The organism is Nostocoides sp. (assembly GCF_037045025.1).
In the GTDB taxonomy this organism is placed as follows: domain Bacteria; phylum Actinomycetota; class Actinomycetes; order Actinomycetales; family Dermatophilaceae; genus Nostocoides_A.
Genome location: NZ_JBAOHM010000005.1, coordinates 327,959 through 342,783, shown reverse-complemented (window position 1 = coordinate 342,783; position 14,825 = coordinate 327,959). Strand labels below are relative to the sequence as shown.

General features: G+C 69.5%; 14 protein-coding genes. 11 read left to right on the top strand and 3 right to left on the bottom strand.

Annotated elements, in window-relative coordinates:
* Window positions 1-54: 54 nt before the first annotated feature.
* From recR to V9G19_RS04015, 5 genes are all read left to right on the top strand, one after another.
* Entirely contained in the window at window positions 55-654 is a 600-nt protein-coding gene (gene recR, locus V9G19_RS04035) for a recombination mediator RecR (protein ID WP_462284199.1), read from the top strand.
* A complete protein-coding gene (locus V9G19_RS04030) occupies window positions 647-1,231 on the top strand; it encodes a DUF5063 domain-containing protein (protein WP_462284198.1) in 585 nt (194 codons plus the stop codon). The genes recR and V9G19_RS04030 overlap by 8 nt, the downstream gene beginning before the upstream one ends.
* Window positions 1,232-1,248: 17 nt before the next feature.
* Entirely contained in the window at window positions 1,249-2,064 is an 816-nt protein-coding gene (locus tag V9G19_RS04025) for a 1-acyl-sn-glycerol-3-phosphate acyltransferase (RefSeq protein ID WP_462284197.1), read from the top strand.
* A gap of 87 nt (window positions 2,065-2,151) precedes the next feature.
* On the top strand, window positions 2,152-3,423 hold the full coding sequence (locus V9G19_RS04020) for an aspartate kinase (RefSeq protein WP_462284196.1): 1,272 nt from the start codon (window positions 2,152-2,154) through the stop codon (window positions 3,421-3,423).
* A 132-nt stretch (window positions 3,424-3,555) separates the two neighbouring features.
* A complete protein-coding gene (locus V9G19_RS04015; protein ID WP_462284195.1) occupies window positions 3,556-4,428 on the top strand; it encodes a LytR C-terminal domain-containing protein in 873 nt (290 codons plus the stop codon).
* Between the two features lie 53 nt (window positions 4,429-4,481).
* On the opposite strand, the gene V9G19_RS04010 is transcribed toward V9G19_RS04015, so the two are convergent.
* Genes V9G19_RS04010 through V9G19_RS04000 form a run of 3 tightly spaced genes read right to left on the bottom strand, consistent with a single transcriptional unit; the run spans window position 4,482 to window position 6,486 of the window.
* Entirely contained in the window at window positions 4,482-5,576 is a 1,095-nt protein-coding gene (locus tag V9G19_RS04010) for an ABC transporter permease (protein ID WP_462284194.1), read from the bottom strand.
* Window positions 5,573-5,737 carry a hypothetical protein gene (locus V9G19_RS04005; RefSeq protein WP_462284193.1) on the bottom strand — a complete coding sequence of 55 codons (165 nt, stop codon included), beginning with the start codon at window positions 5,735-5,737 and terminating at the stop codon, window positions 5,573-5,575. The genes V9G19_RS04010 and V9G19_RS04005 overlap by 4 nt, the downstream gene beginning before the upstream one ends.
* A gap of 32 nt (window positions 5,738-5,769) precedes the next feature.
* On the bottom strand, window positions 5,770-6,486 hold the full coding sequence (locus tag V9G19_RS04000) for an ABC transporter ATP-binding protein (RefSeq protein WP_462284192.1): 717 nt from the start codon (window positions 6,484-6,486) through the stop codon (window positions 5,770-5,772).
* Between the two features lie 79 nt (window positions 6,487-6,565).
* Between V9G19_RS04000 and V9G19_RS03995 the strand changes: the two genes are divergently transcribed.
* The 6 genes from V9G19_RS03995 (at window position 6,566) to V9G19_RS03970 (ending at window position 14,779) form a co-directional block, all read left to right on the top strand.
* On the top strand, window positions 6,566-7,765 hold the full coding sequence (locus V9G19_RS03995) for a pyrophosphate--fructose-6-phosphate 1-phosphotransferase (protein ID WP_462284191.1): 1,200 nt from the start codon (window positions 6,566-6,568) through the stop codon (window positions 7,763-7,765).
* A gap of 79 nt (window positions 7,766-7,844) precedes the next feature.
* Window positions 7,845-8,225, top strand: a complete 381-nt coding sequence (locus tag V9G19_RS03990) for a RidA family protein (protein WP_462284190.1) — start codon at window positions 7,845-7,847, stop codon at window positions 8,223-8,225.
* Between the two features lie 128 nt (window positions 8,226-8,353).
* On the top strand, window positions 8,354-9,388 hold the full coding sequence (gene fgd, locus V9G19_RS03985; RefSeq protein ID WP_462284189.1) for a glucose-6-phosphate dehydrogenase (coenzyme-F420): 1,035 nt from the start codon (window positions 8,354-8,356) through the stop codon (window positions 9,386-9,388).
* Window positions 9,389-9,430: 42 nt separating this feature from the next.
* Window positions 9,431-10,924, top strand: coding sequence for a wax ester/triacylglycerol synthase domain-containing protein (locus tag V9G19_RS03980; protein ID WP_462284188.1), 1,494 nt, complete (start codon window positions 9,431-9,433; stop codon window positions 10,922-10,924).
* Window positions 10,921-12,402, top strand: a complete 1,482-nt coding sequence (locus V9G19_RS03975) for an HAD-IB family hydrolase (protein ID WP_462284187.1) — start codon at window positions 10,921-10,923, stop codon at window positions 12,400-12,402. Before V9G19_RS03980 ends, V9G19_RS03975 begins: the two co-directional genes overlap by 4 nt.
* Window positions 12,395-14,779: a glycerol-3-phosphate 1-O-acyltransferase gene (locus V9G19_RS03970; protein ID WP_462284186.1), complete on the top strand. Its 2,385-nt coding sequence runs from the start codon at window positions 12,395-12,397 to the stop codon at window positions 14,777-14,779. The genes V9G19_RS03975 and V9G19_RS03970 overlap by 8 nt, the downstream gene beginning before the upstream one ends.
* Window positions 14,780-14,825 lie beyond the last annotated feature (46 nt).

Below are 14,825 nucleotides of genomic sequence, written 5' to 3'. Positions count from 1 at the left end.
GCCGGCCACCTGCTTGCCCCGGCAGGTGTCGGCGCAAGGGCATACGCTGGCCGCGTGTATGAGGGCGTGGTCCAGGATCTGATCGACGAGCTCGGCACTCTGCCGGGCATCGGGCCCAAGAGCGCCCAGCGGATCGCCTTCCATCTGCTCGCTGCCGACGCCGCCGACGTCCAGCGGCTGATCGGCGCGCTGACCGAGGTCAAGGCCAAGGTGCGCTTCTGTGCCGTGTGCGGCAATGTGGCCGAGTCCGAGCGCTGCCGCATCTGCGCCGACCCCCGCCGCGACGCGCACGCCGTGTGTGTCGTCGAGGAGCCCAAGGATGTCGTCGCGATCGAGCGGACCCGTGAGTTCACCGGCCGCTACCACGTCCTCGGTGGGGCGATCAGTCCGATCGACGGGATCGGCCCCGAGCAGCTGCGGGTCACCGAGCTGATGGCCCGCCTAGCCGGCGAGGAGATCACCGAGATCATCATCGCCACCGACCCCAATATCGAGGGCGAAGCCACCGCCGCCTATCTCGCCCGCCAACTCAAACCCTTCGGCCTACGCGTGACCCGCCTCGCGTCCGGGCTGCCGGTCGGCGGTGACCTGGAGTATGCCGACGAGGTCACCCTCGGCCGGGCCTTCGAAGGACGGAGACTGATCGATGCCTGAGCAGCCCCAGCCCACCCCGCCCATCGCGGCGGATGTCGCGGCCCTGGCCGACCTGAGCGCCCAGGAGGCACGGGTCTTCCTCGAGACCATGTCCGAGGTCGCGGCGGGGCAGACGCCCGAGGCCTCGCTTGCGCTCGCCCTGTTGGCGCTCTCCCAAATCCTCGTCACCGGAGCGCGCCTCGGCGCCATCGAGGATGTCATCCCGAGCGAACGCTACGAACCCGACGGCGGACCCGACGCCGACCTGACCGGTCTGCGCGCCGGGATCGCCAACACCTTCGAGGGTCTGGACGAGTATGCCGATCTCGTCGACCCGGTCACGTCCGCCGACGTGACGAGCGGTTCCCTCTCGAACGACATCGCGATCGTCGCGGCCGCTCTCGATCACGGGCTGCGCCACTATGACGCAGGCCGGGTGCTGGAAGGCCTGTGGTGGTGGCAGTTCAGCTACCTCTCCGACTGGGGCGAGCGCGCGGCCATGGCCCTGCGCGTGCTGCACGGCCTGATTAGCCATGTCCGCCTCGATGCCGACGAGGACTTGGTCGCCGAGGCCGAGTTCGACGCCCTGCACCCCTGACCGGCCGGGACACGCAGATGACGACCCCCTGGGACGACCTGGAGCAGCAGCGGCACGAGATCCTGCGGGCGGCCGGTGAAGCCGTCGGAGCCGTCGCGCGCGAGGTGGTGCGCAATTACCATCGGCTGGAGGTGCAGGGTCAGGTCCCGGACACTCCCGGGCCGGTGCTCTTCGTCGGCCACCACGGTTATGGCGGTCTGTATGACCTCAATACCTTCGCGTCGTGGGCGATCTTGCTCGACCTCCAGCCACGCGATCGGCCGTTGTCCGCGCTGGCCCACGGCCTGATCTGGAGCTTCCGGATGGGCTCCTTCGCCCAAGGGCTGGGCTGTGTGCCGGCCAACGCCGACAGCGCGGCCGCCGAGCTTGCCGCGGGCCACGACCTGATGGTCTTCCCCGGCGGCGACCTCGAGGCCGCGAAGACCTTCCGGGAGCGCGACCAGATCCGTTTCCATGGCCGCAGCGGGTTCGCGCGCCTGGCGATCGAGCACGGCATACCGATCGTGCCGCTTGTCGTGGCGGGCGCGGGTGAGACGGCCATGGTCTTGGCCAGCGGCGAGACCCTCGCCAAAGTGACCCGCATCGACAAGCTGTTGCGGATGAAGGCGCTGCCGGTGGCCCTGTCGCTGCCCTTCGGGTTGACGGTCGGGACCAACGGGTTGCCGATCCCGCTGCCCTACCTCCCGCTGCCCGCCAAGCTGGTCGCGCGGGTGCTTGCGCCGATGCCGGCGACCGAGCAGGAGTCACCTCGCGCATATGCCGCCCGCGTCGAGGCGGCCATGCAGGTCGCCCTGACCGAGCTGACCAGGGAGCGCCGTTTCCTGCGCGGCTAAGCGCGCGCGGACAGCCGACGAGGGCCCAGCCGCGACCCGTTACGATGCCTCCCGCCCCTTGCCCGCGCGAGCCCGTTGGAGTCCCTGGTGAGCCTGGTCGTGCAGAAGTACGGCGGTTCCTCCGTCGCCGACGCCGACAGCATCAAACGCGTCGCGCGTCGAATCGTCGAGACCAGGAAGGCGGGCAACGACGTCGTCGCCGCCGTCTCGGCGATGGGTGACACGACCGACGAGTTGCTCGACCTCGCCCGTGAGGTCAGCCCGCTGCCGCCGCCGCGCGAGATGGACATGCTGCTCACGGCGGGGGAGCGGATCTCGATGGCGCTGCTCGCGATGGCGATCGCCGATCTCGGGCACAGCGTCCGGTCGTTCACCGGCAGTCAGGCCGGCGTGATCACCGACGCCGTGCACGGCCGGGCCAAGATCATCGACGTGACCCCCGGGCGGATCACCGAGGCGATCGGCCATGGCCACATCGTCATCGTCGCCGGCTTCCAGGGGGTCAGCCGGGAGACCAAGGAGATCACCACGCTCGGCCGCGGTGGCAGCGACACGACGGCGGTGGCCCTGGCCGCCGCCTTGGGCGCCGATGTCTGCGAGATCTACACCGACGTCGACGGGGTCTTCACCGCCGACCCGCGGATCGTCCCCGCCGCCCGCAAGCTCGCCAGCATCACTGCCGAGGAGATGCTCGAGCTCGCGGCCAGCGGCTCGAAGGTGCTGCACCTGCGCAGCGTCGAGTACGCGCGCCGATTCGGCATACCCATCCATGTCCGATCCTCCTTCACCCACAAGGAGGGCACGCTCGTCACCGACCAGCCGCAGGCCGAAGGAGAGGCAGTGGAAGAGCCGATCATCACCGGAGTCGCCCATGACCGCAGCGAGGCCAAGGTGACGATTGTCGGTGTGCCCGACCGCACCGGCATGGCCGCAGGCATCTTCGTGGCGATCGCCGCCGCCGAGATCAACATCGACATGATCGTCCAAAATGTGTCGGCGACCGAGACCGGGCTGACCGACATCTCCTTCACCCTTCCCACCACCGAGGGGCCGAGCGCGATGCAGGCGCTGCAACGCATCCAGCCCGAGATCGGCTTCGCCGCGCTGCTGTATGACGATCAGATCGGCAAGCTGTCGCTCGTCGGCGCGGGGATGAAGTCCCATCCGGGGGTCTCGGCCACCTTCTTCCAGGCGCTGGCCAGCGCCGACATCAACGTCGAGATGATCTCGACGTCCGAGATCCGGATCTCGGTGATCATGCGCGATGACCGGCTCGATGACGCCGTCCGTGCCGTCCATAGCGCCTTCGGTCTCGACGCCGAAGAGGAGGCGGTCATCTACGCCGGCACCGGGCGCTGACCCACCTGCCGCACGCCCCTCCGCGGCGGCGGGGGTCGTTATCAGGAGTTCACCTTTTCGGGGCCCGCGCCACCTGCGGCCGCTGTGACGGATGGGGCATGATTGTCCTTGGCCGAGTCAGGAGGGTGGGGGATGGGCGTCAACGCTCCTCGTGACGCAGCGACGACGGCTTCGCGCACCTATCGCGTCCGTCAACTGCGCCGACTGGCCGTGCTCGTCACCCTGCCGGGGCTGCTCGTCGGCGGCGCGAGCATCGCGGCAGCCTACGGCGTCGGCCTTTTTCATCGGGGCCATGGCGGCTGCGAGCCGGTCACTGTTCCCGCCCCCGTGCGCGATTCCTTTGATGTGACCGTGCTCAACGCGGCCGAGACCGCCGGCGAAGCCAAGGCGGTCGCCAAGGAGTTCACCCGCCGCGGCTTCCGCGTCGATGCCTACTCCAATGCCCCCGAGGGGGTCTACATCAAGCGCTCGGCGATGGTCTATCACGGCCCGGAGGGACTCGATCAGGCCCTGCTCGTCGCCAAACAGATCCCCGACGCGCTTGCCTATGACGATGGCCGGGCGGGCGAGAGCGTGCAGGTGGTTCTCGGCTACGGCTTCCGCAGCCTGATCGCCGCGCCGCCACCGCCGCCCCCCGAGCCGGACGAGATCAAGATCAACGTCTACAACACCACCTGGCGTGCCGGACTAGCCGGCGAAGCGGCCAGGGAGTTGCGCGCCCGGGCCTTCCACACCGGGACCATCGGCAACGACCCCAACCGCGCCTTCCTGCCCGATGACGTCGCGGTTATTCGTTTCGGGCCCGACGGCGTCGAGCAGGCCACGGTGCTGCGCACCCACCTGCCCGGTGCGCGGATGCAGCAGGACGAGCGGACCGGCACCGAGATCGACATCGTGCTCGGCAATGGCTTTGATCACCTGCTGCCCCTCAGCGAGGTCGTGATCCCGCCCAAGCCGCCGCCGACCCCCCCGGAGACCGTGGCTCGCCCCTGCGCCACCGAGTGACCCACGAGGATCCAGCGGCAGCCGGGTGATCCGCAGGGCAGCCCGGGGGCCGGTCAGGCGATTCGGGTGCCGCTCGGCAGGGAGCGCACGGGCGTGCGCACGCGCGCCCGGCTGATCGTCGTGGCCCCGACCCCGGCGAGCACGAGGAACCCGAGACCGTAGGGCCACACCGGCCCGCTCTTGGGCGTTGTCGTGTCGCCGGTGCCCAAGACCTGTTGGCTGCAGTAGTCGTAGACCTCCGGCGGGCCGGCCTTGGCCGTGCGCACCCCGTCGCTGATCCACTTCATCGGCGTGAACGCACCACCGTCGTCGGCCCGGGCTGCCGCCCGGGGTGCGGCGTCGGCGACCACGACGAAGGGGTTGAGCGGCAGCAGCCACCAGATCCGCTCGGTGTGCCCGACCGTGCGCTGCTCGCTCGTCACGACGCAGTCGGCTGCCGTCGGCTCCGGCGGGTGCCAGTTCTGCAGTTCCTCCTCGGTCTCGGGTTTGGGCTGCTGGCGCTCGAAGTCCATCCAGAAGTCGTCGCGCACCTGGCGCACCTGCACGGTCTCCTCCTGGGCGACGAGGAAGTAGGCCAGCCCGAAGCCGATGACCGTCCCCACGGTCAAGGCGGCGACCGTCAAATAGGTCAAGACAGCCGAGGCGACCGGCCGGGCGGTCAGCGCGGAAAACATCAACCCGATCGCGCAGATCACCGCGAGCACCGTGGCGAGAACCACCAGTGACAAGGCGACGGCGCCGATCCCCAACCCCCCCGCGAGCCACGCCAACGTCAAGAAGGGCACCGCGGTCGCGAGGAAGATCATCGCCACCGTCCACGCCGCGACCAGCTTCCCGACGACGATGTCGCCCGCGCTCAGCAGCGTCGTCTGCAAGGTGGCCAGCACCCCGTGCTCGCGGTCACCGTTGATCGAGGTGGCGGTCAGCGACGGGACGACGAGCATCCCCAGGCCGAGCACGCAGAAGGTCACCACGTCATACAGCGCCGGGCCCTGATCGAACTGCCGGTCGTTGACTGACGCCCACGTCAGCCCGGTGATCGCCGCGATCGTGACCACCCAGAGGCCGAGCACGATCGGCCAGCGTGCCGCCCGCACCCGCTGCTTCAGCTCGAGGCGGGCCACCGTGCGGATGCCGTGTCCGCTCATTGCCGGTCCTCCGTCGCCGCGAGATAGGCGCTCTCCAGCGCTCCCTGGGTCGGGGTGAAGGCGCTGACCGGCACACCGCTGGCGACCAGGTCACGCAACAGCTCCGCAGCCGCCCGCTCACCGGCGATCTCGACCTCGACGCCGCCACCGGCGGCGGCCACCGCATCCCGCCCGCGGTCGCGAAGCCAGGCAGTCAGCCGACCCGGGTCGAGGCTGGTGACCCGCCAGGTGCCGACGATCTCCGGGCCCCCTCGGCGCCGAGCACCTGCTCGGCAACGGTCCGGCCGCGAGCGATGATCACCGCACGGTCGGCGACCTCCTGCAACTCGGTCAGGATGTGGCTCGAAATCAGCACGGTGCGCCCCTGCGCCGCCAGCCCGCGCACCAGGTCGCGCAGCTCGATCCGGCTGCGCGGGTCGAGTCCGGATGCCGGCTCGTCGAGAAGGAGGACGCTCGGGTCGTTGATCAGTGCCCGGGCCAGGCCGAGGCGCTGCTTTTTTCCCCGAGAGAGCACCCGCGCCGGCCGATCCGCCAGGTCATCGAGGTGGACAAGCGCGAGCAAGTCGCGGATCCGGGTCTCGGCCTGCGCCCGCGGGATGTCGTATGCCGCGGCGATGATCTGCAGAACCTCGGTCACCGTCAGCACATCCCAAGTCCCGAAACCGTCGGGCATCCAGCCGATGCGGGCCCGGACCGCGCGCGGGTCGGTGACCGGATCGCTCCCGTCCACGAGGATCGAGCCCTGGTCGGGCACCAGCAGCGAGGCGAGCATCAGCAGCAAGGTTGTCTTGCCCGAGCCGTTGGGTCCGATCAAGGCGGTGACCTCGCCCGGCCGGGCCTGCAGGCTGATCGAGTCCACCGCCACCACCGACCCGAACGTCCGCCGGACCTCGCGCACCTCGATCCCCATGGGCAGAACTGTGCCACGACCGGAGGGGATGCAAGGATGGGTTCGAGAGGTCTCCCCGCCCAGGAAGGATCCGCACCCCATGCCCGTCCGTAAAGTCGCCATGCTCACCGCCGGGGGGATTGCCCCTTGTTTGTCCAGCGCCGTCGGCGGTCTGATCGAGCGTTATACGCAGGTCGCTCCCGACGTCGAGATCATCGGCTATCTCGACGGGTATGCCGGTTTGCTCACCGGCACCTCGGTCGCCGTCACCGACGAGGTGCGTCAGGGCGCGCATCTGCTGCACGGCTTCGGCGGCAGCCCGCTCGGGAACTCCCGGGTGAAGCTGACCAATGTCAAGGACTGCGTCAAGCGGGGGCTGGTCCGCGAGGGCCAGGACCCGCTGCATGTGGCCGCCGAGCAGCTGACCAAGGACGGCGTCGACGTGCTGCACACCATCGGCGGCGACGACACCAACACCACGGCCGCGGACCTGGCCGCCTATTTGCACGAGAACGGCTACGAACTTCAGGTCGTCGGGCTGCCCAAGACCATCGACAATGACGTCGTCCCGATCCGCCAGACGCTCGGCGCGTGGACCGCTGCCGAGCAGGGCTCGCTCTATGCCCAAAACATCATCGGCGAACACACCTCCAACCCGCGGATGCTCATCGTCCACGAAGTCATGGGCCGCCACTGCGGCTGGCTGACCGCCGAGACCGCCCGCCGCTACCACGAGTGGGTCGGGGCCCGCGAGTTCGTCCCCGGCATCGGCAACACCAAGGAAGGCTGGGACGTCCACGCCGTCTATGTCCCCGAGCTGCACATCGACATCCACGCCGAGGGCGAGCGCCTCAAGAAGGTCATGGACGAGCACGGCTGCGTCAACATCTTCCTCTCCGAGGGCGCCGGTGCCGAGGACGTGGTCGCCGAACTCGAAGCGGCCGGCGAGAAGGTGCCGCGCGACGCCTTTGGGCACGTCCAGCTCGACAAGGTCAACCCGGGCTCCTGGTTCGCCAAGCAGTTCGCCCAGCTCATCGGCGCCGAAAAGACGATGGTCCAAAAGAGCGGCTACTTCTCCCGCTCAGCCGCCGCCAACGACGAGGACCTTGCTCTGATCAAGCAGTGCACCGACTTCGCCGTCGACGCGGCGCTGCGCGGCGAGAGCGGCGTCGTCGGCCAGGACGAGGAGCGCGGCGACGAACTGCGCGCGATCGAATTCCCCCGGATCCAAGGCGGCAAGGCCTTCGGGGCCGACGTCGACTGGTTCCAAGCGCTGCTGCGCGACATCGGCCAGGCCTAGAGTCACCTCACCCAGTCCCCGCTCCTGCCCACGCGGAGCGTGCACCCACACCACCTAGCAAAAGGGAGCCGTGCTCGTTATGGAGCGCCGCCATGCCGCCTCCGGATCGCCCTACGAAGCCCGCGTCGGGTTCAGCCGCGCTGTCCGCCTGGGCAACCACATCGCCGTCAGCGGAACCGCCCCGATCTGGCCCGACGGGGGCGTGGTGCTCGACCCGCACGTGCAGGCCCGGCGGTGCTTCGAGATCGCGTTGGAGGCGCTCGCGGAGCTCGGCGGCACCCCGCAGGATGTCGTCCGGACCCGGATGTTCATCACCAGCACCGACGTTGTCGACGCGGTCTCGCAGGCCCACGGCGAGGTCTTCGGCGACATCCGGCCGGCGGCGACCATGGTCGTCGTCGCCGGCTTGGTCGACGAGCGGTGGAAGGTCGAGGTCGAGCTCGACGCGATCAGTGTTTAATTCGCGCAGGTCTGGTTTTCTTGCTGAGGTCTGACTACCGGTAGTACGACTTCGGCGAGAAATGACGACCTCGGCGCACTGCTGGCACACTGCTGGCGCGCTACTGGCGCACTACTAGGCTGGCCGGCATGGCGGGCATCAAGATCGGCTACAAGGCGTCGGCGGAGCAGTTTGATCCGGCGCGGTTGGCGGCATACGCGATCCTTGCCGAGGAACTCGGGCTGGACAGCGCGACGATCTCCGACCATTACCAGCCGTGGCGGCTGACCGGCGGGCACGCGCCAAATGCGCTCACCTGGCTCGCGTATGTGGCCGCGCGCACCGAGCGGATCGTGCTGGGCACCTCGGTGTTGACGCCGACCTTCCGCTACAACCCGGCGGTCATCGCCCAGGAGTTCGCCACGCTCGCCTGCCTGGCCCCGGGCCGCGTCCTCCTCGGACTCGGCACTGGCGAGGCGCTCAACGAGATCGCCGTCGGCTCGGTCCAGGAGTGGCCGGCGTTCAAGGAGCGCTTCGCCCGGCTGCGCGAAGCGGTCCAGCTGATGCGCCGGCTCTGGAGCGAGGACGCGGTCACCTTCGACGGCGAGTACTACCGCACCGTCGACGCGCGCATCTTCGACCGCCCCGACGAGCCGGTCCCGGTCTTCATCGCCGCCGGGGGCCCGATGGTGGCCCGGTATGCCGGGCGCCACGGTGACGGTTTCATCTGCACCTCCGGCAAGGGCCGGGACCTGTATGCCGACGACCTCATCCCCGCGGTCGCCGAGGGCCGGGCCAAGGCGGGCCGCGCCGACGAGCCGATCGAGAAGATGATCGAGATCAAGTTGTCCTGGGATCCCGACCCCGAGCTGGCGCTGGACAACACCCGCTTCTGGGCGCCGCTGTCGCTCAGCGCCGAGCAGAAGCACTCGATCCACAGCCCCGCCGAGATGGAGGCCGCCGCCGACGCGCTGCCGATCGAGCAGGTTGCGCGGCGCTGGATCGTCGCCTCCGACCCCGCCGAGGCGGTCGCTGCCGTGAAGTTCTACACCGACCTCGGCTTCGACCACCTCGTCTTCCACGGGCCAGGGGATGATCAGGAGCGGTTTTTGCGGACCTTCGCCGAGCACGTCCTTCCCGGCCTGCGTGAGCTGGGGAGCCAGGAACGCGGGCCCGCCCTATAGTGGCTGCCGTCGCGGCTTTGCGCAGAAAGGCGGGCGGCCACCATGGGTGCATACCAGGGCGGTGAATCGCTCACCCCCGAGGATCAGGTCCTTTTCCGGGGCGAGAAGGAGTCCCGCACGCGTGCGGGCATGGTCACCGTCTTCCTCCTCGACCGTGCCCCGGACTGGGAGAAGGTCGTCGCGGCCTTCGACCGCGCCAGCCGGGAGGTGCCCCGGCTGCGGCAGAAAGTCGTTGAGCCGACGCTGCCGACGACGCTTGCTCGGTGGGTGGTCGACCCGGACTTCGACCTGCGCTATCACCTGCGCCGCCGCGTCAGCGCGGGTGACGGCAGCCACCGGGAGCTGCTCGACCTGGCCGAGCAGATCGCGATGACCCCCCTCGACCTGCACCGTCCCCTGTGGGTCGTCACCTTCGTGACCGGCCTCGAGGGCGGGCGGGCCGCCGCCATCTCCAATATGAGTCACGCCGTGGCCGACGGCGCCGGGTTGGTCACGATGTTCAGGCAGGTCTGCGACACCGAGCGCGACGCCCCGGTCCGGCCGCTTCCGCTGGAGCCGGTCCCGCACGATCTCGAACCGCGCGACCTGGCGATCGCGGGAGTCAAGGATGTGCCGGGCCTGACCCTGGGCCTGACCAAGACCGTCGTCGGCGCCGGGCTGAAGTCCATCGCCGATCCCGTCGGGAGTGTCGGAGCCGTCGCTTCGTATGCCGCCTCCCTCGGCCGGGTGGTCGGCTCGTTCGCTTCCCCGGGCACGCCATCGCCCTTGCTCGCCGGGCGCGGGGCGGCCCGGCGCAGCGTCACCCTCGACCTGGACTTGCCCGACCTGCGCTCGGCCGCGCACGCTCTCGGCGGGACGGTCAACGACGCTTACATCGCGGGTGTGTGCGCGGTCCTGCGCCGCTATCACGAGGCCAAGGGCGTGCCCGTCGACCAGGTTCCCATGGCGATCCCGGTCAGCGTCCGGCGCGTCGATCAAGACCATGCCGGCGGCAACCATTGGACGGGGTTGGCCTTGTCCGCGCCGGTCGGCGAGTTCGATCCCGCCGCCCGAGTCGCCCGCATCCACGAAACGATCCAAGCCGGTCGCGAAGAGCCCGCCCTGGACGTCCTCGGCACCGTTTCCACGGTGTTGTCCTTGCTCCCCGGAATCGTCTTTGCCCCGGCCCTGGAGGCGCTCACCCCGGTCGATGTCCAGGCCTCCAACGTCATGTCCGCCCCGGAGGACATCTTCCTCGCCGGGGCCCAGGTGATCGGGCACTACGGGCTCGGGCCCGTCCCTGGCATCGCTGTCATGTTCGTCCTGGTCAGCCAGAGCGGCCGGGCCTTCGTCACGGCGCGCTATGACACCGCGAGCATTCAGGACGACGAAACCTTCGAGCGGAGCCTGCAGGAGGGCTTCGAGGAAGTCCTGATCGCCGGGCGGCCCGTGCCCAAACCGATCGCGACCCCGAAGCAGCCGACCCGCGCCGCGCGCGTCGGTGCACCCGCAGCCCGGAAGAAGGCTGCCAAGAAGACCACGCGGGGGGCATCGTGACCGAGCGCCGCACCAAGGGACCCCAGCCTCAGCTGCCCGGGTCGGTGGCCGAGGTCCTCGCCAGCCCCGAAGGCCCCGAGACTGCGGCCTTTTTCGACCTGGACGGAACTCTCGTCGCGGGCTTCACGGTGACCGTCCATACCAAGGAGCAGGTGCGCAACCGCGAACTGGGCGTCGTCGACCTGCTGCGGATCCTCAACCACGCCGTGGCCTTCCAGGCCGGCCAGGCCGACTTCGAAGAGATGGCCGAAGGTGGCCTGGCCACCCTCGCCGGGCGGGCGCTGTCGGAGCTGGACGAGGCCGGTGAGGAAGTCTTCAAGAAGAAGATCGCCGACCTGCTCTATCCCGAGACCCGGGCGCTTGTGCGCGCACACCAGCAGCGCGGCCACCGGGTCGTGTTGTGCAGCTCAGCGACCAGCTTCCAGGTCGAGCCGGTCGCCCGCTATCTCGGCATCGACGAAGTCGTCTGCAACCGCTTCGTACTCGATGACTCCGGGGCGCTGACCGGCAAGATCGAGCGTCCGGTGATCTGGGGTGAGGGCAAGGCCACCGCCGCCCAGCGGTATGCCGCCACGCACGGAATCGACCTGCGCCGGTGCTATTTCTACGCCGACGGCGACGAGGACGTTGCACTGATGCATCTCGTCGGCTACCCGCGTCCCACCAACCCGGGACCGCAGCTGACCAAGGTCGCCAAGAAGCGCGGCTGGCCGATCACGCGCTATACCAGCCGCGGCGCGTCGGGGACGGTCAGCATGGCCAAGACCGTGGCCGGGTTCTCGACCCTCGGCCCGTTGTCGGCCGTCGGTGTGGCGGTCGGGGTCCTTGGGCGGAGCAAACGCAAGGGCCTGAACCTGATGTCGAGCACCTGGCCTCGGCTGCTGTTGCAGACCTATGGCGTGCAGTTGAACATCATCGGCGAGCACAACGCGCGCTCGACCCGGCCGGCGGTCTTCTTGTGGAACCATCGCAACAACCTGGATGCGTTCATCGCCGCCGCGGTGGTCCGCGACAACTACACGTTCGTCGCCAAGGATGCCCTGCGCTCCCATCCCCTGCTCGGGACCGTCGGGCGGCTGATGGACGGGGTGTTCATCGACCGCAGTGACAGCGCCAGCGCGGTTCGGTCCCTGAAAGAGGCCGAGGCGATGCTCAAGGCCAAGAAGCTCTCCCTGCTGATCGCGCCCGAGGGGACCCGCCTGGACACCCACGAGGTGGGCCCGTTCAAGAAGGGCCCGTTCCACATGGCGATGACGACCGGGCTGCCCCTCGTGCCGATCGTCATCCGCAACGCCGACGACATCTGCGGCCGCAACTCGGCGACGATCAACCCGGGCACCGTGGACATCGCGGTGCTCCCGCCGATTCCCACGGCTGACTGGACGATCCGCGACCTGGTGCGCGAGGTCAAGGTGATCCGCCAGCTGTATCTGGACACGCTCGACGACTGGCCGAGCGAGGCGGATCTGCGTGCCTGAGCCGTCGGCTCCTGCACGCGCGGTGTTGGTCCTGGCCCGCTACCGCGGCCCGGTCGAGGAACGCCTCATCCGAGAGTGGATCGCCGCCAACCTCGACGAGCCCGGCCGGCGGACGGCGCACATGCTGCCCCTCCCGCGCCCGGGCGAGACGTCCGCGGCAGCGGCGCAGCTGGCCGAGCGGCTGGCCGGCGCATCGCCGCAGACCGAGGTGTTGGCGGCGCGGGTCACCTGGCTGTCGCCGCATCAGGCCGACGAGGACCGGCCCCCCCGAGTGCGCGACCTGCTGATGCCGGCCAGCCTTGGGGATCGGCGTTCGGTGCGTCGCCAGGCCGCGATCGCCGCCCACGAGCCCGAGCGGGCCCGGGTCGTGGCCGGCAACCCGGCGACGGTGGCCACCCTGCGGGAGCGGTATGCCGAGACGCATGCCGGCCGGAGCGGCTCCGCGGACGCCTTTGCCCGCTTCGTCGCCCGCCGCGGGCATCTGTCCCTGGAACGCGCCGAGCGGCGCGTCCTCGGCCCGCAGTTCAAGGCGCCCCGGCTGCTCACCGAGGAGATCCTCGCCCAGCCGAAGTTCCACGCCGGGCTCGCGGCCCTCGCCGAGGACGTGGGTAGCCACCGCGCCGACCTGGCCGAGGCCGAGGACATGCTCGATGAGTTGGCCACCGGGTGGGGCCGCACGTCGGTGGAGTTGTTGCCTCGGATCTGGCGGCTGATCCTCGAGCGGGGCTTTGACCCGGTGATCGACGTCGTGCCTGACGAGATCGCCCGGTTGCGGCAGACGACGGCGACCAAGCCGGTCATCTTCTTGTGGTCCCACCGTTCCAACCTGGACAGCGGCGTCTTCTTGACCACCTTGCACGAGAACGGTTTCCCGCTGCCGCACCTGTTTGCCGGCATCAACATGTCGTTCGGGCCGATGGGGGTCTTCCTGCGCCGGGCGGGCTTCATCTTCATCCGGCGCAGCTTCGCGGACAACCCCCTGTACAAGTACGTGCTGCGCGAATTCATCGGCTATCTCGCCGAGAAGCGCTTCAACCTCAGCTGGTCGATCGAGGGGACCCGCTCGCGGACCGGCAAGATGCTCCCACCCAAGCTCGGGCTGCTTTCCTATTCGGTCGATGCCTACCTAACCGGGCGGACCGACGATGTCGCCTTGCAGCCGGTCTCGATCGCCTTCGACCAATTGCACGAGATCGGGGAGTATGCCGACTACGCCCGGGGCGCCAAGAAGGCTCCCGAGGGGATGTCCTGGCTCTACAACTTCGTCAAGGCTCAAGGCGCGCGGCACTACGGCAAGGTCTATGTCCGTTTCCCCGAGCCGGTCTCCATGCGGGAGCTGCTCGGCCCACCCAACGGCCCGACGGCCACCGACCCGGCCGCGCGCCGGCTGGCGACGCACAAGATGGCCTTCGAGGTGGCCTGGCGGATCAACCAAGCCACCCCGGTCACGCCGACCGCGCTGGTGACCACGCTGCTGCTCGGGTCGCGCGGAATGGCGTTGACCAGCGTCCAGATCCATAACGCCCTCGACGCGGTCGTCGCCTATCTGCGCCGGGCGGATGTGCCGCGGGCCGCCAGCGTCGAGAGCCTGCAGACGGTGGTCGGGGTCGAAGCCACGCTGCGCGCGCTCGCCACCGGCGGCGGCCCGGTCACCCGCGTCGACGGCGCTCGCGATGTCGTCTGGCTGATCGACCAGAAGGATCAGCTGGCCGCGACCTTCTATCGCAACTCGCTGGTCCATGTCTTCCTCATCGGTGCCATCTGTGAGATCGCGATCGTCCTCGCCGGCCGGGACGAACCCGCGGGACCGGCCCGCACCCAGTCGTTCTGGGACCATGCCGAGCGGCTGCGCGATCTGCTCAAGTTCGAGTTCTACTTCCAGGACAAGACACGCTTCCGGCAAGCCGTCGCCGCCGACATGGCGGCGGTCGGGGAGGACTGGGAAGCGATCTTGGCGTCGGAGCGGTTCAGCGCCGGCTCGATGCTGCGTGACCGGCCGCTGATCGTCAGCCCGTTCGGCCTGCGCTCGTTCGTCGAGGCCTACGAGATCGTCGCCGACGTCTTGGTCCATCACGACCAGCCGGGCCCGATCGAGCGGCCGGCGATCGTCAAGGAGGCCATCGCGCTCGGCGATCAGTTTCTCGCCCAAAAGCGCATCTCCTCGGCGGAGCCGGTCTCGGCGCTGCTCTTCGAGACCGCCTTGCAGGTCGCCGAGAGCCGGGGGGTTCTCGATGACCGAGCCGATCGTCGCCCGCGGGCGCTGGCCCTGCGCCGAGAGTTGGAAGCGATCCTCGCCGCGATCGACTACGCGCAGCGGATCGCCGAGCTGGCCTTCCTGGAGGCGTTGCGCCCCGAGCGGTGCCGCCCCCAGGCATAGTCCCCTGAAGGGTTCTCGCAACCGTGTAAGCGAGGGACGAGCGGAG

Excerpts from the sequence above, each read along its gene's own strand:
- V9G19_RS04030 (WP_462284198.1), top strand. The coding sequence starts at position 647 with ATGCCTGAGCAGCCCCAGCCCACCCCGCCCATCGCGGCGGATGTCGCG.
- V9G19_RS04025 (WP_462284197.1), top strand. The coding sequence starts at position 1,249 with ATGACGACCCCCTGGGACGACCTGGAGCAGCAGCGGCACGAGATCCTG.
- V9G19_RS04015 (WP_462284195.1), top strand. The coding sequence starts at position 3,556 with ATGGGCGTCAACGCTCCTCGTGACGCAGCGACGACGGCTTCGCGCACC.
- V9G19_RS04010 (WP_462284194.1), bottom strand. The coding sequence starts at position 5,576 with ATGAGCGGACACGGCATCCGCACGGTGGCCCGCCTCGAGCTGAAGCAG.
- V9G19_RS04000 (WP_462284192.1), bottom strand. The coding sequence starts at position 6,486 with ATGGGGATCGAGGTGCGCGAGGTCCGGCGGACGTTCGGGTCGGTGGTG.
- V9G19_RS03995 (WP_462284191.1), top strand. The coding sequence starts at position 6,566 with ATGCCCGTCCGTAAAGTCGCCATGCTCACCGCCGGGGGGATTGCCCCT.
- V9G19_RS03990 (WP_462284190.1), top strand. The coding sequence starts at position 7,845 with ATGGAGCGCCGCCATGCCGCCTCCGGATCGCCCTACGAAGCCCGCGTC.
- fgd (WP_462284189.1), top strand. The coding sequence starts at position 8,354 with ATGGCGGGCATCAAGATCGGCTACAAGGCGTCGGCGGAGCAGTTTGAT.
- V9G19_RS03980 (WP_462284188.1), top strand. The coding sequence starts at position 9,431 with ATGGGTGCATACCAGGGCGGTGAATCGCTCACCCCCGAGGATCAGGTC.